Here is a 15,920-nt window from a genome sequence, read left to right as displayed (position 1 = left end):
GGCCGCACCGCTAAGGCCGGGCCATGACCGCCGTGACTCCCGAGATCGTCGCCGACCATGGCCTCTCGCCCGACGAATATGCCCTGATCCTCGAGCACCTCGGCCGCGCGCCGAACCTGCTCGAGCTCGGGATCTTCTCGGTCATGTGGTCGGAGCACTGCTCCTACAAGTCGTCGCGGCTTCACCTCGCGCGGCTCCCGACCGAGGCGCCCTGGGTCATCCAGGGCCCGGGGGAGAATGCCGGCGCCGTCGCCATTGGCACCGACCCGGAAGGCAACCCCCTTGCCGCCGTGTTCAAGATGGAGAGCCACAACCACCCGAGCTTCATCGAGCCCTACCAGGGCGCGGCAACCGGTGTGGGTGGGATCCTCCGCGACGTCTTCACCATGGGGGCGCGCCCGGTCGCGCTCCTCGACGCGCTCAGCTTCGGCGCGCCCGACCACCCGCGCACCCGGCACCTCGTCAGGGGCGTGGTGGCCGGCATCGGCGGCTACGGCAACTGCGTCGGCGTGCCGACGGTCGGCGGCGAGGTGCGGTTCCACCCCAGCTACAACGGGAACATCCTCGTGAATGCCATGTGCGTCGGCGTGGCCCGCGCCGACCGCCTCTTCCGCTCGGCTGCCGCAGGCGTCGGCAACCCCGTCGTCTACGTCGGCTCGGCGACCGGCCGCGACGGCATCCACGGCGCGACCATGGCCTCGGCCGAGTTCGACGCGAGCTCCGAGGAGAAGCGCCCGACCGTGCAGGTGGGGGACCCGTTCCTCGAGAAGCTCCTCATCGAGGCCTGTCTCGAGCTGATGGCGACCGATGCCGTCATCGCCATCCAGGACATGGGGGCAGCCGGGCTCACCTCCTCGTCGGTCGAGATGGCGAGCAAGGGCGGAGTGGGTATCCGCCTCGACCTCGAGCGGGTGCCGGCGCGCGAGACGGGCATGACTCCTTACGAGTTCATGCTCTCCGAAAGCCAGGAGCGGATGCTGATGGTGCTGAAACCCGGCCGGGAGGCCGAGGCGGAAGCCATCTTCCGCAAGTGGGGCCTGGCCTTCGCCGTCATCGGCGAGATCACCTCGACCGGCCGGCTCCAGCTCTTCTTCCACGGCGAGCAGGTGGCCAACCTTCCGCTCGGCCCGCTCTCGGAAGGAGCGCCGAAGTACGACCGGCCCTGGGTGCGGACGCCCCCGCCGCCGCCGCTTGCCGACGCGCCCGCGTCTGCGGACCTCCTGCGTGACCTCGTGCAGCTCATGGGCTCGCCTGACCTCGCCTCGCGCCGCTGGGTGTGGGAGCAGTATGACCACATGGTCGGCGCCGACACGGTGGTGCGGCCCGGGGGAGACGCTGCCGTCGTCCGCGTCCATGGCACGCGCATGGCGCTGGCCCTCACCGCCGACTGCACGCCCCGCTACTGCGCCGCGGATCCGGTGGCAGGCGGCGCCCAGGCGGTGGCCGAGGCGTGGCGCAACCTGACCGCCGCCGGCGCGACACCGCTTGCCATCACCGACTGCATGAACTTCGCCGCCCCCACCGACCCGGTCGTCATGGGCCAGTTCGTCGGCTGCATCGAAGGCATGCGCGCGGCCTGCCTCGCGCTCGACTTTCCCGTCGTCTCCGGCAACGTCAGCCTCTACAACGAGACCGAGGGGCGGAAGATCCAGCCCACCCCGTCGATCGGCGGCGTCGGCCTGCTGGCCGACTGGGCCGAGGCGGCCACCCCGGCGTTCAAGGCCGCGGGCGAGACGATCTGGCTCGTGGGAGAGACGCGCGGCCATCTCGGCCAGTCGCTGTGGCTGCGCGAATGCCGGGGCCGCGAGGACGGCCCGCCGCCGCCGGTGGATCTTGCCGCCGAGCGCGCGGCCGGCGACTGGGTGCGCCGCATGATCGCGGAGCGCCGGGTGACGGCGGTGCACGACCTCTCCGACGGCGGGCTCCTCGTGGCGCTCGCCGAGATGGCGCTTGGCGGTGGCATCGGCGCTGCGATCGCGCTGCCGGAGGGGGCGGCGACGGCCATGGCCTTTGGCGAGGACCAGGGGCGCTACCTCGCCACCACGCCTGCCGGCACCGAGCTGCCGCCCTGCCCCGTGCCGCTCGTGCGGCTGGGGGAAACGGGCGGCGCGGCGCTTGCGGTCGAGGGTCACGGCGCCATCCCGCTCGAGGCGCTGCGGGCGGCCCACGAGCGCTTCTTCCCGGCCCTCATGGGGAGCGCGGCCAAAGCGATGGGCTGACCCCCGCGGGCCCTGGCAGCCGGCGCGGCGCGGGCGGAGGCCCCGTCAGCCCCGCGGGCCCGACGGGTCGGCCAGGCGGTCGGCGCGCGCGGCCTCGGCCCCTTCGCCGATGAGGAGCGCCTCGACCCTTTCACCGTCGTGGTGCACCGCGACCGAGAGTGGCAGGGCGCGCAGGAAGAAGCGGCCCGGCCCCTCGGCATAGAGACCGGTTCGGCCGCCCTCCGGGCCGGCGACGAACAGCTGTTCGCCCTCGCGCAGCACCCGCAGCTTTGAACCATCGGGCAGGCGGTAGCGGCCGGGGAGGCCGGCGAGATCGGCGGGATCGGCGGACCGATGGGCCCGCGGCACCGGCAGGGGCCGCGCGGCATCGAGCAGGTGGAAGCCGATGGCGTCGGGCGCACCTTCGCCATTGGCAAGCAGGACGACGCCCGACCCCGTGGCCGGCACGAAGCCGACGAAGCTGCGGTGCCCTCCCGTGCCGCCATTGTGCCACCAGATGGCCGGATGCCCGGGCGTCTCGCGGACATGCCAGGCGAGCGCCACCCGGCTGCCCGCGATGGGCGTTGGCCCCTGCGGCACATGCGTTGCCCGGATGGCAGCGCCCAGAGGCCCGGCGGGCGGCCGCAGCTGAAGCGCGAGCCAGCGCAGCATCGCCGCGGAATCGGCCCTGAGCGCGCCGGCGCCAGCGATCGCCGGCAGCTCCCAGTGGGGAACGCGCGCGGCCCCCACATGGGCCGGAACCAGGCCAGACGCGCCGGTGCCAATCTGGCCGAGCGCCAGCGGACGCAGCAGGCGGCGGCGCAGAAGCCCTTCCCATGGCATGCCGGCCTGCCGCGCCAGCGCTTCCCCCAGAACCCCCATGCCGAGATTGGAATAGAGATAGGCCGACGCGACGGGCGGCGGCTCGAACCCGGCCAGCGCGGCCACGAGATCGGACCAGCGGAGCCGGGCGTAGGGATTGGCCGGATCGGTCGCGGGCGGCTGCGGCGGCTGGGCCGGAAGGCCGGATCGGTGGCTGGCCAGCTGCCCGAGCGTCACGCCGGCAGCCCCTCCCGCCTCGGCGCCGAGGAGGTCGCCGAGCCTGGTGTCGAGGCCGACGGCACCCGCCCCGGCGCGCTCGGCCAGAAGCAGGGCGGTGAAGGTCTTGGTGATGGAGCCGATCTCGAAGCGGTCGGAGACCCGGAGCCGGCGGTTGCCCGCCGAGCCGAAGGCCTCGGCGCAGGCGCCCGCGGGGCCAATCAGGCCGACGACAAGGCCGGGGCTGGCGCCGCTTGCCAGATGGCCGGCGATCGCCGCGCGCACCGGCGCGCCGAGGCGATCCCCGCACGGCGGCAGGCCCGCTTCGGCAGGTGCCGTCATGGCGAGCAGCCACAGGGCGAGCGGGACGGCAGACGCAAGGCACGATTGGCGCAACTCGCGCCATCCGCAAGGCCTGCCCGGCCCGAGACGACGCAGCGCGGACTGCGCTGCCCACCCGCTCGACATGGGCCTGCGCTGCCCCTCAGTAGCGGCGGAGCAGGCCGGCGAGCCGCCCCTGGATCTTCACCCGCGACGGCAGGTAGAACTGCGGCTGATAGGCGGCATTGGCCGGGTCGAGGCGGATCATGCCCTTCTCCCGGTGGAAATACTTGAGGGTGGCCTCGGTATCGTCGATGAGCGCGACGACGATGTCGCCGGGGCGGGCCTCCTCGCACTTGCGGATGAGCGCGAAGTCCCCGTCGAGAATGCCGGCCTCGACCATCGAGTCGCCCACGACCTGGAGCGCGTAGTGCTCGCCTGCACCGAGAAGGTCGGCGGGGACCTCGAGCGTCTCCCGGTCTTCCACCGCCTCGATCGGGCGGCCTGCCGCGATGCGGCCGGCGAACGGCAGCGCCCGGACGGCCGGTGCCGCCCGCGCAGCGGCCCGGGCGCGGGCCTCGGCAATGTCCGTCACCGTCGCGGTGCGGCCACCGGCAGGCCGCGCACCCACGTCGCCGGGAAGCCGCAGAACCTCGAGCGCGCGCGCGCGGTTGGGCAGCCGCCGCAGGAACCCTCGCTCGACCAGCGCCTCGACCAGCCGATGCACGCCCGACTTCGAGCGAAGATCGAGCGCCGCCTTCATCTCCTCGAACGAGGGCGACACACCCGTCTCCTCGAGCCGGGCGGCAATGAAGCTCAGGAGCGCGTGCTGCTTTGCCGTCAGCATCGCCGGACCGCCTGCCGAGTCATGCCATGCTCCTGCCGAACATGGCAGGAACATTAGGCGAACTCAGGCGAGACGGTCAAGCCTGTTCAGAGCCTTATCACCGGAACGACCGTGCCCGCCGGCGCCGGAGGCCCGTGCTCGGGGCGCACCAGAAGTGCATCTGCCTCGGCAAGCACCGAAAGCAGCGAGCTGTCCTGCCGGTCGAACGGGCGGACGGCAGGCAGCCCCTCGGCGGGCACGAGGCGGGCGCGCAGATAGTGGCGGCGGGGGCCGTTGGCGGGGAGATCGACGGCAGCCAGGGCCGAGGTCTCGACGGGAAGGCAGGACTCCTCGCCCTGAAGGCGCCGGACGAGCGGCTGCAGGAAGAGCGTGGCGCACACGAAGGCCGAGACAGGGTTGCCCGGCAGCCCGAGGACGCGCGCCGGCCCCAGCCACCCGGCAAGCAAAGGTTTGCCCGGGCGGAGCGCGAGACGCCAGAAGTCGAGCGTGCCGCCAGCCTCGCGCAGGACGGGTGCGACGAGGTCATGGTCCCCAACGGACGCGCCGCCGAGCGTCACGACGACGTCGGCCGCGGCGGCCGCGCGCGCGAAGGCTGCGCTGAGCGCGGCGCGGGAGTCGGGCACGATCCCGCAGTCGATGACCTCGGCACCGGACCGGGCGAGAAGGGCTGCGAGCATCACGCCGTTCGACGAGACGATCTGGCCGGGCCCCGGTTCGGCTCCGGGCGGCACCAGCTCGTCGCCAGTGGCAAGCAGCGCCACCCGGGGCCGGCGGTGGACCAAGACCTCGGCCAGACCGCCCGCGGCCAGAAGCCCGAGATGCGCCGGCCCGAGCCGGACCCCGGCAGCGACGAGACGTTCGCCCGCGCGACAGTCCTGTCCCGCCCGACGGATATTGGCGCCAGGCCCGGCCGGGCCTTCACCGGCGAGACGGACGGCGCGTCCCGCCGCCGCCATCTCCTCCTGGACGACCACCGTGTCCGCCCCCGCCGGCACGACCGCGCCGGTGAAGATGCGGACCGCCTGCCCTCTCCCGACCTCGCCGGAACAGGGCCGGCCCGCGGCCGACTCGCCCACCACCTCGAGCGGGCCGGGCAGGTCGGCGAAGCGGCAGGCCCAGCCGTCCATCGCCGAGACATCGGCGGGAGGCTGGGCCAGCCGGGCCGCGTGCGGTGCGGCCGTCACCCGGCCGCAGGCCGCGCCAAGCGGAACCGTCTCGGGCGGGAGCGGCGCAGCCGCCTCGACGAGGCGCGCCTGCGCGGCCGCCACCGGCAGCAGGTCAGCCGCCACCCGGCGCGCCCGCGGTCCAGTCCCCGGACCTGCCGCCCTGTTTGGCAAGCAGGCGCACGCCCTCGATGACCATGGCCCGGTCGAGGCTCTTGGCCATGTCGTACACGGCAAGCAGCGCCACCGAGACCGCAGTCAGCGCCTCCATCTCGACCCCCGTGCGCCCCGTGACCTCGACGGTGGCGCGCGCGATCACGCCGTCGTCGGCGAGCGCAAGGTCAAGCGAAACCGAGTCGAGCGGCAGCGGATGGCACAGCGGCACGAGCTCCGCGGTCTTCTTCGCCGCCATGATCCCGGCGATTCGGGCAACGGCGAGCACGTCGCCCTTGGCCACCGCGCCGGCCGCGATCGCGGCCCGCGCGGCGTCTCCCATGCGGATCCGCCCTTCGGCCACGGCCACCCGCCGCGTCTCGGGCTTGGCGCCAACGTCGACCATGCGCGCCGCGCCGCGCGCATCAAGGTGGGTGAGCCCGCCCGTCACGGGGATCCGAGGAGCGCGCGGGTGGCGGCGGCCACGTCCTTCTCGCGCATCAGGCTCTCGCCCACGAGGAACGCTGGCACGCCGGCAGCGTGGAGCCGGGCGAGATCCGCATGGCCGCGGATGCCGCTCTCGGCGACGAGGAGCCGGTCGGGCGGAACCAGGGCCGCGAGCCGGAGAGTCGTGCCGAGGTCCACCGTCATGGTGCGCAGGTCGCGGTTGTTGACGCCGATGAGCGGCGTGTCGAGGGCAAGCGCCCGCTCGAGCTCGGCTTCGTCGTGCACCTCGACCAGCACGTCGAGGCCAAGCGCCCGCGCCTCGGCCGCGAAATCGGCGAGCCGGGCATCGTCGAGGGCCGCGACGATGAGGAGAAGGCAGTCGGCACCGAGCGCGCGGGTCTCGGCCACCTGGTAGCTGTCGACGATGAAGTCCTTGCGCAGGATGGGGAGGTTGGTGGCGGCATGCGCGAGGCCGACGTTGCGGTCGGCACCCTGGAAGAAGGGCTCGTCCGTGAGCACGGACAGGCAGGTCGCCCCGCCCTCGGCAAAGGCGCGCGCCAGGGCGGCAACGTCGAAGTCGGCGCGGATGAGCCCCTGGCTCGGGCTTGCCTTCTTGATCTCGGCCACGAGCCCGGGCCGGCCCGCCTCGCGGGCGCGGGCAAGTGCCGCCGCAAAGCCCCGCGGCGGCGGCGCGCCGGCGAGGTCGAGGCTCTCGCGCGGCCGCACCGCCTTGCGGGCGGTTACATGGTCGCGCTTGGCCTGAAGGATGGGCCCGAGCCGGTCCGCTGGCATGGCTGCCTCCTAGCGGAAGGCGGCAAGCCGCGCGAGCCTGTCGGCGGCGCTGCCGTCGTCGATCTTGGCCCGGGCCAGGCCGATGGCCTCAGGCCAGCCTTGCGCGCGCCCGGCCAGCCGCAGCGCGGCGGCCGCGTTGGCAATGACGATCGCGCGATAGGCCCGCAGTTCGGGCGTGTCCGCCCGGCCGGCCAGCACGGCCTCCAGCATGCGCGCGTTGTGGGCGGCGTCCCCGCCGGCGATCGCGGCCCGGGGATGGAGGGCAAGACCCTCCGCCTCGGGGGAGAAGCGCTCGCTCACAAGGCCTGCGGGCGTCGCCCACAGGAGCTCGGAGGGGGCGTGGACGGCGATCTCGTCAAGGCCCGCCCCGTGGACCGCCAGCACCCGCTCGAGCCCGAGGGCCACGCCTGCCTCGGCCATGGGCGCAAGCCAGGCGGGGGCGAACACGCCCACCAGCTGGCGGGTGACGCGCGCCGGGCTCGCGAGCGGCCCGAGCAGGTTGAAGATGGTGCGGATGCCAAGCGCACGGCGGACGGGCGCGAGCCGGGCGAGTGCGGGGTGGTGCCGCTGGGCGAACAGGAAGGCGACCCCCAGCTCGGCGAGGCAGGCCTCGAGCCGGTCCGGCGCGAGATCGAGGGCGATGCCGAGCGCCTCGAGCACGTCGGCAGCGCCGCAGCGCGAGGAGGCCGCGCGGTTGCCGTGCTTGGCGACCGGCACGCCTGCGGCGGCCACCACGAAGGCCGCGGCCGTCGAGACATTGAGGCTGTGGCTGCCGTCGCCGCCGGTGCCGCAGAGGTCGATGGCGCCCGCAGGGGCGGCGATCGCCAGCATCCGCGCCCGCAGCTCCGCGGCCGCTGCGGCGATCTCGGTGGCCGTCTCGCCGCGCGCGGCGAGCGCCCGGAGGAAGCCGGCGATGTCCGCGTCGTCGACGTCGCCGTCGAGCATGGCGGCGAAGGCCGCGTGCGCGGCATCTGCAGCGAGCGGGCGCGAAGGATCGGGCAGGCGGGTCACGCGACGAGGCCGGCAGCGTGGGCAGCCGCGATCGGCCCGACGTCGGCGTGCGGGATGCCGGCGAGGTCCAGGAAGTTCGCCAGCAGCCGGTGGCCGTGTTCGGTCGCGATCGACTCGGGGTGGAACTGCACGCCGTGAAGCGGCAGGGTCGCGTGGCGAAGGCCCATCACGACGCCGTCCTCGGTCCAGGCATTCACCACGAGGAGGGGCGGCAGGCTGGCGCGCTCGGCCACCAGGCTGTGGTAGCGCGTGGCGGTGAACGGCGAGGGCAGACCGGCGAAGACCCCGCTGCCGTCATGCTGCACGGGGGAGGTCTTGCCGTGCATGAGGGTGGGTGCCCGCACGACCCGGCCGCCGAAGGCCTGGGCAAGCGCCTGGTGGCCGAGGCACACGCCAAGCAGCGGAACGCGCGCCTCGGCAGCACGCTGCACGAGCTCGAGGCAGATCCCGGCCTCGTCGGGCGTGCAGGGCCCCGGGGACAGCAGCAGGGCGTCGGGTGCCATGGCGAGCGCGTCACGCGCGGAGAGCGCGTCGTTGCGCCGGACCTCGACCTCGGCCCCCAGCTCGAGGAGATAGTGGACGAGGTTGAAGGTGAAGCTGTCGTAGTTGTCGATGACGAGGATCACGCGATTGCTCCCGGGGCCGCTGCGGCAATCGCGAGGAAGTCCCGCGGCGTGAGGCTTGCACCGCCAACGAGCGCGCCCCCGACATGGGGAACGGCCAGCAGCCCCCGTGCATTCTCGGGCTTGACCGAGCCGCCGTAGAGCACCGGGGTGCCTTCGGGAAGGCGGGCGGCGACGAAGGCGTGGACCTCGGCCACCTGTTCGGGGGTGGGGGTGCGGCCCGTGCCGATCGCCCAGACCGGCTCGTAGGCGACGACGAACCGGCCTGTTTCCGGCAGCGAGCCCGCAAGCTGGCGCGCGACGACGGAGAGGGTTTCGCCCGCCTCCCGCTCGGCCAGCGTCTCGCCGATGCACACGATGGGAACGAGGCCGGCGCGCTGGGCTGCGGAGGCCTTGTCGCGGACGAGCGCATCGGTCTCGGCATGGCCGATACGCCGCTCGGAATGGCCGACGATCACGTGGGTCGCTCCGGCATCGGCCAGCATCTCGGCGGCGATGTCACCCGTGAACGGGCCCTCGGGCGCAGGGTGGCAATCCTGCGCGCCGATCGCGACATGGCTGCCGCGGGCCGCCTCGGCCAGGCGGGCCACCAGCGTGGCGGGCGGACAGACGAGGAGCTCGACCCCTTCGACGGGACCGGCACGCACCAGCGCCTCGACGATGGCGACGCTGGCGAGCCGCCCGTGCATCTTCCAGTTGCCCACGATGAGCTGCATGCGCGAAGATCCCGTGCCCCGTTCTCCGTGCGTTCAGGTGGCACCCGCCACGGCAGGTCTGCCCACTAGACAGGCGGCACGCCCGGCGGCAAGCCGGACGCGCCGCGATGGAACGAGCGATGCCCCGCATGCCTGCCCCCCGCCTCCGGCTCGGGAACGGGATCGTCGGCCTCCTCGCGGCCCTGCTCCTCGTGCTGGCGCAGCTGGCCGCCGCGCCGGCGCGCGCCCAGAGCATCCTCCGCGACGCCGAGACCGAAGCCCTGCTGCGGGACATCGCCGCCCCGCTCATCGCCGCCGCCGAGCTCGACCCCCGTTCGGTCCAGATCCTTCTCGTTGGCGACAGCAGCATCAACGCCTTCGTGGCCGGCGGCCAGAACGTCTTCTTCCACTCGGGCCTGCTCGTCGCCGCCAAGGACGTGAACCAGGTGCAGGGCGTGATGGCGCACGAGCTCGGCCACATCGCCGGAGGCCATGCGGTGCGGTGGGGCGAGGGAGCAGGCCCTGCCTCCACCATCTCGCTCCTCTCGCTCATCCTCGGCGCGGCGGCGATGGCGGCCGGCGCGGGCGACGCGGGCCTCGCGGCGATCATGGCCGGCCAGCAGGCCGCGCAGGCGAAGATCCTCTCCTTCAACCGCGAGCAGGAAAGCCGGGCCGACCAGGCCGGCGCCGCCTACCTCAACCGCGCCGGCATCAGCGGCCGGGGCATGATCAGCTTCTTCGAGCAGCTCCAGGGCGAGGAGTATCGGCTCGCGATCCCCCAGACCAACAGCTACAATCGCACCCACCCCCTCTCCGGCGAGAGGATCCGCGCGCTCGACAACGTCCTGCGCGCCTCCCCCAGCTGGAACGCGCCGGTAGACGCCGAGCTGCAGCGCCGCTACGACCGCGTGCGCGGCAAGCTCATCGGCTTCCTCTACCCGCTCGAGACCGTGCTCGAAGCCTATCCCGAGACCGACACGTCGGAGGCCGCGCGCTTCGCCCGCGCCTACGCCTTTCACAAGGCGGCCTTCCCCGAGAAGGCGCTTGCGGAAGTGAAGGCCGTCGTCGCCCGCCGGCCGGATGACCCCTATGCCCGCGAACTCGAGGGACAGATCCTGCTCGAATCCGGGCGAGTTGAAGAGGCGATCGCCCCGCTGCGGCGGGCGGTCGAGCTTTCCCGCGGGGAGCCGCTGATCGCCGGGATGCTGGGTCACGCGCTCCTCCAGGCCAGCAACGACGGCGCAGATGCCGCGAAGCTCGCCGAGGCCGAGCAGGTGCTGCGCGCCGTCGTCCAGCGCGACGGACGCAACCCCTTCGCCTGGCGTCAGCTTGGCACCATCTACGAGCTCAAGGGCGACGCGCCGCGGGCCGCGCTCGCGTCTGCCGAGCGGATCAGCCTGTCCGGTGGTGACCCGCGCGTCGCCCGGCAGGCAGCCCGCACCGCCATGGCCGGCCTGCCGCGCGGCACGCCCGATTTCCTCCGCGCCGAGGACATCGCGCTCGCCAGCCAGGGCGAGATCGAGCGGCTGCGCCTCAGGGACCGCGACCGGCAGGAGCCTCAGCGCCGATGACCGAAGCCTCCGGCCCCGCCCGGCGCGGGGTGCCCCTGTGGATCGCGCTCACGCTCGCGGTCGCGCTTGGCGCGGCGCTCGGCGCGCTGGGGTTGCACGCGTTCGACCCGCAACCCGACCCGCCCGCAGGCGACAGGGCCTTTGCCGAGAAGGTGCGCGCGGCCATCCTGGCCGACCCGCAGGTGATCCCCGACGCCATCACGAAGCTGCAGGACCGCGAGGTGGCACGGCTCCTTGCCAGCAACCGGCAGGCGATCGAAACCCCCTTCGCCGGCGCCTGGGCCGGCGCGGAAGACGCGGATGTCGTGCTCGTCGAGTTCTTCGACTTCGCCTGCCCCTACTGCCGGCAGGGCAAGGCGGACGTGGACCGGCTTCTCGCCGAGGACCCGAAGCTCAAGGTGGTCTGGCGCGACTTCCCGGTGCTCGGCGAGACGAGCGAGAAGTTTGCCCGCGCGAGCCTCTCGGCCGCCCGCCAGGGCCGCTACCGCGCCTTCCTGGATGCCGCCTTCGCCCGCGAAGGCCGCCTGAGCGACGCCGCCTTCATCCCCGCGGTCCGCAAGGCCGGGCTCGACGAGCGCCGGCTCGTCGCCGATCTCGCCGACCCCGACATCCGCGCCGAGATCGACTCGAACCTGGCACTCGCCCGCGCGCTCGGGCTGACCGGCACGCCGAGCTACATCGTCGGCGACCGCATCATCGCCGGGGCCGTCGGGATCGAGGAGCTGCGCAAGGCAATCGCCGAGGCGCGCAGGCGGCCGCCGGCGGCAGCAGACCCGGCCATCGCAGCGCCCGCAGGCAACGGCGTGGCCTCCGGCAAGCCAGCAGCCTGACAAGCCTGTCCTACATTAACCGTTTCGGTCATTTCTGGGGGCATGACGAATCGCCCCCTATCCGCCCCTGCCCGCCTCGCCGCCCTCGCCGCTGCGCTTGTCCTCGCGGCCTGCGCCTCCGGCCCGCTCCCGCCGCCCGATCCGGCGCTGGCCCGCCACCTCGCTGCCGTCGAGCGGGCGCTTGCCGCGGCGCCGCCCGACCTTGCGGAGGCAGACAGGCAGGCCGCACAGGCGGCCGCGCGGGCTGTCGCCCGGCAGGCCGCCGGCCAGCCGCTCGGGACCATCGCTGCCTCGGTCACCGCCTGCCGTGACGGGGTGGCAGCGGTTGCGCATCGGGCCGTTGACGAGCGGCTGCTTGCGCTTTCGGCCGTGCGCGAGACCTGCCGGCTGGCGGCTGCCACCCATGCCCTGCTCGGCGGGGAGCCAGCCCATGCCCACCGCTGAGCGCCTGCTGCCATCTGCCGCCGCGATCGCCGAGACGCTCAAGGACGCGGCTGCACGCGTCGCCGGCGAGAGCTGGGAGGTGGCCCGGGCCGAGATCCTGCCCCACCTCGAGGCACTGGCCGGGATCGCGCACGCAACCGCGGACTCGCTCCGCAAGGGCCACATCGGCGCTGCCGACGCGCGCTTCGCCCTCGAATGCCAAAAGCTCTACCTCGCCAACATCCTCCGCCACGTCCGCGTCCTCGGCCGGGTTCGCGGCCAGCGGCTGCTCACGAGCGTGTTCGCCGCGCTTGCGCCGCTCGTGGCCAGGGATCAGCGCGAGTAGAACTCGACGACGAGGTTGGGCTCCATCTTGACCGGATAGGGCACCTCGTCGAGCGCCGGCACCCGCACGTAGGTGGCCTCGAAGCCGTCGACCGTGAGGTAATCGGGCACGTCGCGCTCGGCCGACTCGCGCGCTTCGAGCACCAGCGCCATCTCCCGGGCCTTGTCGGAGAGCGAGATCACGTCGCCCGGCGCCACCCGCGCGGAGGCGATGTTGCACCGCCTGCCGTTCACCCGCACGTGGCCGTGGTTCACGATCTGGCGCGCGGCGAAGATGGTGGGGGCGAACTTGGCCCGGTAGACCACCATGTCGAGCCGGCGCTCGAGCAGGCCGATCAGGTTCTGCGAGGTGTCGCCCTTCATGCGGACGGCCTCGGCGTAGACCTTGCGGAACTGCTTCTCGGTCACGTCGCCGTAGTAGCCCTTGAGCTTCTGCTTCGCCTTCAGCTGCTGGCCGAAGTCGGAGAGCTTGCCCTTGCGCCGCTGGCCGTGCTGGCCCGGGCCATATTCGCGGCGGTTGATGGGAGACTTCGGACGACCCCAGATGTTCTCGCCCATCCGGCGGTCGAGCTTGTACTTAGCGCTCGTGCGCTTCGACATGGTCCATCCTTCGCTTGCCGGCCGCAGGCGTGCGGCACGGCGCCTCGTGAGAGAGGATACCCGGAACCGCGCGGAAGCCCTCGGGAGCCACCGGGCCGCCGCTTCACCGGGCGTGCGGGGCCGAATGCGAGGCGCGCCGCCTAGGCGACTGCGGGCCCGAGGTCAAGCCATTGTTGACGCCCCTCCTCCGCTCGGCTAGGCGCCGGTGGTTTCCCGCATCTCCGGAGTTGTCTGTGGCGCGCGTCACCGTCGAGGACTGCATCGAGAAGGTTCCCAACCGGTTCGACCTGGTACTGCTGGCCGCCCAGCGCGCCCGGCAGATCTCGGGCGGAGCCGAACTCACGGTCGACCGGGACCGGGACAAGAACCCGGTGGTGGCGCTGCGCGAGATCGCCGAGGCGACAGTCAAGCCCGAGGACCTGCGCGAGCGTATCATCCAGGGCCTGATGAAGGTGCAGATCGAGGAGGACGAGGAGGCCGACGACTTCGGCAGCCTCGCGGCGTCGGCCGAGGCTCTGCGGATCACTGCCGCAATTCCGCCCAAGAACCAGAACCTCGGGCCCGACGAATAGGCTGGCCTGCCGCGGTCTGCGGGACCGCCGCCGCCCGGTGCGGTCGCGGGGCGCGGCCGACGGGCGAGAGCGGAAGCGGCTGACGCATCGCGGAAAGGTCGGGTTGGGACGGCCCGGGCCTGCGCCCCACTGGCGCGGGCCCGCTCTTGCGCCATATTGAGCCGCAATGCTTCGCCAGTACGAACTCGTCGAGAAGGTCAAGGCCTACGACCCGGACGCGGACGAGGACCTGCTGAACCGTGCCTACGTCTTCTCGATGAAGGCGCACGGCAGCCAGCTGCGGGCGAGCGGCGACCCCTATTTCTCGCACCCCATCGAGGTGGCCGGCATCCTGACCGACCTCCGGCTCGACCACGAGACCATCGCGACCGCGATCCTCCACGACACCATCGAGGACACGATGGCAACGCCGGAGGACATCAGCCGGCTTTTCGGCGACGGCATCGCCCGGCTGGTGGATGGCGTGACCAAGCTCTCGCGCATCGAAGCGCAGTCGGAGAGCGAGCGGGCCGCCGAGAACCTCCGCCGCTTCGTGCTGGCCATGTCGGACGACATCCGGGTGCTCCTCGTGAAGCTCGCCGACCGGCTGCACAACATGCGCACCCTCCACTTCCTGAAGAGCCCTGAAAAGCGGCGGCGGATCGCCAAGGAGACGTGGGACATCTACGCCCCGCTCGCCGAGCGGATCGGCCTCTACGGCTTCATGGACGAGCTCAAGGATCTTGCCTTCCGCGAGCTCGAGCCGGAGGCGTGGGAAGGGATCACCGCGCGGCTCGCGGCGCTGCGCGCGGGCAACCAGGACACGATCGGCCGGATCGAGAGCGGGATCCGGCTCGCGCTGGCCCAGGCCGGCGTGCCGGCGGACGACGTGCGCGGCCGCGAGAAGCGGCCCTGGTCGATCTTCGCCAAGATGAAGGAACGCGACATCGCCTTCGAGCAGCTCTCGGACGTGGTGGCCTTCCGCGTCATCACCCGCTCGCCGGACGACTGCTACCGGGCGCTCGGCGCGCTCCACCAGCGCTGGAAGATGGTGCCGGGCCGGTTCAAGGACTATATCTCGACGCCCAAGGCGAACGGCTACCGCTCGCTTCACACGACACTCATCGACCGCGACCGGCTGCGGATCGAGGTGCAGATCCGCGACGCCGAGATGCACGCCGAGGCCGAGTTCGGCATGGCCGCCCACTGGGCCTACAAGCAGAAGCAGGGCGCCGACGTCCACTACCCCTGGCTTCGCGACCTGATCGAGATCCTCGAGCAGGCCCAGTCGCCCGAGGAAGTGCTCGAGCACACCCGCATGGCGATGTTCACCGATCGCCTGTTCTGCTTCACGCCCAAGGGCGAGCTCATCCAGCTGCCGATGGGGGCAACGCCTGTCGACTTCGCCTATGCCGTCCACACGACGCTCGGCGATACCTGCGTCGGCGCGCGGGTGAACGGCAAGACGGTCCCCCTGCGCACCCCGCTCAAGAACGGCGACCAGGTCGAGATCCTGACCCGCGCGAACCGCACGCCCGACCCGGCCTGGGAGAAGTTCGTCGTGACGGCCAAGGCCCGCGCAGCCGTCAGGCGCCACGTGCGCGCGCGCGAGCGCGCCGGGCTGCAGCGCACCGGCCGCGCGCTCTTCGAGCGGATCGTTCGCGAGCTCAAGGTCACCATCAGCCCGGAGGCGGTGACGGAAGCCCTCGCCCGGCTGCGGCTGCCCGATGAGGCAGCGCTCCACATCGCGCTGGCCAGAGGCACGCTCTCGGATGCGCAGGTGATGGACGCGCTCATCCCCGGCGCAGGCGCGAGGCGCCGGCGGCGCCGGCGGCGCGGGGCGGCAGGCACGGGGAGCATTCTCGTCGACGGCCACGCAACCGAGGCCGGAATGGCGCTTGCCGGCTGCTGCATGCCGGTGCCGGGCGACCGCATCATCGGCGTGCGCGTGCCCGACCGGGGGGTGGTCGTGCACCGGCTGGCCTGCCCGCACCTCGATGACGCTGCCCACGAGGACTGGCTCGACCTTGCCTGGGCGCCCGATGCCGGCACGGGGACCGGGCGGATCGACGTCGTCGTCATCAACGAGCCTGGAGCACTCGCCCAGGTCACGCAGGTGCTGGCGCGGCAGGGCGCCAACATCGTCAACCTGACACTCGACGAGCGGGACCGCGCCCACCACCACTATGTGCTCGACGTCGAGGTGGAGGATGCCCGGCACCTCGAGGACATCGTGACGGGGCTGAAGGCGCTCGAGGCGGTGGTGGCTGCGGAGCGCGCCCCGCCGGCCTGAGGGGGGCATGCCGGGGCTT

Annotated in this window: 16 protein-coding genes; 7 read left to right on the top strand and 9 right to left on the bottom strand. The window is 73.0% G+C overall.

Annotated elements, in window-relative coordinates; genetic code table 11:
- The first annotated feature begins 23 nt into the window (after positions 1-23).
- Positions 24-2,219, top strand: a complete 2,196-nt coding sequence (gene purL / locus H3H34_RS00900; RefSeq protein WP_194743390.1) for a phosphoribosylformylglycinamidine synthase subunit PurL — start codon at positions 24-26, stop codon at positions 2,217-2,219.
- A 45-nt stretch (positions 2,220-2,264) separates the two neighbouring features.
- Here purL and H3H34_RS00895 read toward each other — a convergent pair whose 3' ends face one another.
- From H3H34_RS00895 to tpiA, 8 genes are all read right to left on the bottom strand, one after another.
- Positions 2,265-3,578, bottom strand: a complete 1,314-nt coding sequence (locus H3H34_RS00895) for a serine hydrolase (RefSeq protein WP_194743389.1) — start codon at positions 3,576-3,578, stop codon at positions 2,265-2,267.
- A gap of 142 nt (positions 3,579-3,720) precedes the next feature.
- Positions 3,721-4,404: a transcriptional repressor LexA gene (gene lexA, locus H3H34_RS00890; protein WP_194743388.1), complete on the bottom strand. Its 684-nt coding sequence runs from the start codon at positions 4,402-4,404 to the stop codon at positions 3,721-3,723.
- An 86-nt stretch (positions 4,405-4,490) separates the two neighbouring features.
- The gene (locus H3H34_RS00885) at positions 4,491-5,693 is read right to left on the bottom strand and encodes a molybdopterin molybdotransferase MoeA (protein WP_194743387.1); all 1,203 of its coding nucleotides are present in this window, start codon (positions 5,691-5,693) and stop codon (positions 4,491-4,493) included.
- The gene (gene moaC / locus H3H34_RS00880) at positions 5,683-6,171 is read right to left on the bottom strand and encodes a cyclic pyranopterin monophosphate synthase MoaC (protein ID WP_194743386.1); all 489 of its coding nucleotides are present in this window, start codon (positions 6,169-6,171) and stop codon (positions 5,683-5,685) included. Before moaC ends, H3H34_RS00885 begins: the two co-directional genes overlap by 11 nt.
- Positions 6,168-6,959, bottom strand: a complete 792-nt coding sequence (trpC, locus tag H3H34_RS00875; protein ID WP_194743385.1) for an indole-3-glycerol phosphate synthase TrpC — start codon at positions 6,957-6,959, stop codon at positions 6,168-6,170. Before trpC ends, moaC begins: the two co-directional genes overlap by 4 nt.
- A gap of 9 nt (positions 6,960-6,968) precedes the next feature.
- Positions 6,969-7,970, bottom strand: a complete 1,002-nt coding sequence (gene trpD, locus H3H34_RS00870; RefSeq protein WP_194743384.1) for an anthranilate phosphoribosyltransferase — start codon at positions 7,968-7,970, stop codon at positions 6,969-6,971.
- On the bottom strand, positions 7,967-8,596 hold the full coding sequence (locus H3H34_RS00865; RefSeq protein ID WP_194743383.1) for an anthranilate synthase component II: 630 nt from the start codon (positions 8,594-8,596) through the stop codon (positions 7,967-7,969). Before H3H34_RS00865 ends, trpD begins: the two co-directional genes overlap by 4 nt.
- Positions 8,593-9,309: a triose-phosphate isomerase gene (gene tpiA, locus H3H34_RS00860; RefSeq protein WP_194743382.1), complete on the bottom strand. Its 717-nt coding sequence runs from the start codon at positions 9,307-9,309 to the stop codon at positions 8,593-8,595. The genes H3H34_RS00865 and tpiA overlap by 4 nt, the downstream gene beginning before the upstream one ends.
- Before the next feature lie 128 nt (positions 9,310-9,437).
- Between tpiA and H3H34_RS00855 the strand changes: the two genes are divergently transcribed.
- From H3H34_RS00855 to H3H34_RS00840, 4 genes are read left to right on the top strand one after another with little or no spacing between them, the layout of a single operon-like run.
- Entirely contained in the window at positions 9,438-10,859 is a 1,422-nt protein-coding gene (locus H3H34_RS00855) for a M48 family metalloprotease (protein ID WP_194743381.1), read from the top strand.
- A complete protein-coding gene (locus H3H34_RS00850; RefSeq protein WP_194743380.1) occupies positions 10,856-11,689 on the top strand; it encodes a DsbA family protein in 834 nt (277 codons plus the stop codon). The genes H3H34_RS00855 and H3H34_RS00850 overlap by 4 nt, the downstream gene beginning before the upstream one ends.
- A gap of 42 nt (positions 11,690-11,731) precedes the next feature.
- Complete coding sequence (locus H3H34_RS00845; protein ID WP_194743379.1) at positions 11,732-12,133, top strand: hypothetical protein; 402 nt, start codon at positions 11,732-11,734, stop codon at positions 12,131-12,133.
- Positions 12,120-12,458: a hypothetical protein gene (locus H3H34_RS00840; protein ID WP_194743378.1), complete on the top strand. Its 339-nt coding sequence runs from the start codon at positions 12,120-12,122 to the stop codon at positions 12,456-12,458. Before H3H34_RS00845 ends, H3H34_RS00840 begins: the two co-directional genes overlap by 14 nt.
- Here the strand turns inward: H3H34_RS00840 and rpsD are convergent.
- Positions 12,446-13,057 carry a 30S ribosomal protein S4 gene (rpsD, locus tag H3H34_RS00835; RefSeq protein ID WP_194743377.1) on the bottom strand — a complete coding sequence of 204 codons (612 nt, stop codon included), beginning with the start codon at positions 13,055-13,057 and terminating at the stop codon, positions 12,446-12,448. The two genes, H3H34_RS00840 and rpsD, sit on opposite strands and share 13 nt — an antisense overlap.
- A 233-nt stretch (positions 13,058-13,290) precedes the next feature.
- On the opposite strand from rpsD, the gene rpoZ reads away from it, so the two are divergent.
- The gene (rpoZ, locus tag H3H34_RS00830; protein WP_194743376.1) at positions 13,291-13,629 is read left to right on the top strand and encodes a DNA-directed RNA polymerase subunit omega; all 339 of its coding nucleotides are present in this window, start codon (positions 13,291-13,293) and stop codon (positions 13,627-13,629) included.
- 166 nt (positions 13,630-13,795) lie between these two features.
- Positions 13,796-15,901, top strand: coding sequence for a RelA/SpoT family protein (locus tag H3H34_RS00825; RefSeq protein ID WP_194743375.1), 2,106 nt, complete (start codon positions 13,796-13,798; stop codon positions 15,899-15,901).
- Positions 15,902-15,920 lie beyond the last annotated feature (19 nt).

Origin of the sequence: Thermaurantiacus tibetensis (assembly GCF_015354055.1) — a bacterium.
Classification (GTDB): Bacteria; Pseudomonadota; Alphaproteobacteria; order Sphingomonadales; family Sphingomonadaceae; genus Thermaurantiacus; species Thermaurantiacus tibetensis.
Note: the sequence above shows the minus strand (reverse complement) of the source record. Positions and strands in the feature narration are given on the sequence as shown.

Coding starts and splice junctions, on each gene's coding strand:
- purL (WP_194743390.1), top strand. CDS start 24: ATGACCGCCGTGACTCCCGAGATCGTCGCCGACCATGGCCTCTCGCCC.
- H3H34_RS00895 (WP_194743389.1), bottom strand. CDS start 3,578: ATGACGGCACCTGCCGAAGCGGGCCTGCCGCCGTGCGGGGATCGCCTC.
- lexA (WP_194743388.1), bottom strand. CDS start 4,404: ATGCTGACGGCAAAGCAGCACGCGCTCCTGAGCTTCATTGCCGCCCGG.
- trpC (WP_194743385.1), bottom strand. CDS start 6,959: ATGCCAGCGGACCGGCTCGGGCCCATCCTTCAGGCCAAGCGCGACCAT.
- tpiA (WP_194743382.1), bottom strand. CDS start 9,309: ATGCAGCTCATCGTGGGCAACTGGAAGATGCACGGGCGGCTCGCCAGC.
- H3H34_RS00855 (WP_194743381.1), top strand. CDS start 9,438: ATGCCTGCCCCCCGCCTCCGGCTCGGGAACGGGATCGTCGGCCTCCTC.
- H3H34_RS00850 (WP_194743380.1), top strand. CDS start 10,856: ATGACCGAAGCCTCCGGCCCCGCCCGGCGCGGGGTGCCCCTGTGGATC.
- H3H34_RS00845 (WP_194743379.1), top strand. CDS start 11,732: ATGACGAATCGCCCCCTATCCGCCCCTGCCCGCCTCGCCGCCCTCGCC.
- H3H34_RS00840 (WP_194743378.1), top strand. CDS start 12,120: ATGCCCACCGCTGAGCGCCTGCTGCCATCTGCCGCCGCGATCGCCGAG.
- rpsD (WP_194743377.1), bottom strand. CDS start 13,057: ATGTCGAAGCGCACGAGCGCTAAGTACAAGCTCGACCGCCGGATGGGC.
- H3H34_RS00825 (WP_194743375.1), top strand. CDS start 13,796: ATGCTTCGCCAGTACGAACTCGTCGAGAAGGTCAAGGCCTACGACCCG.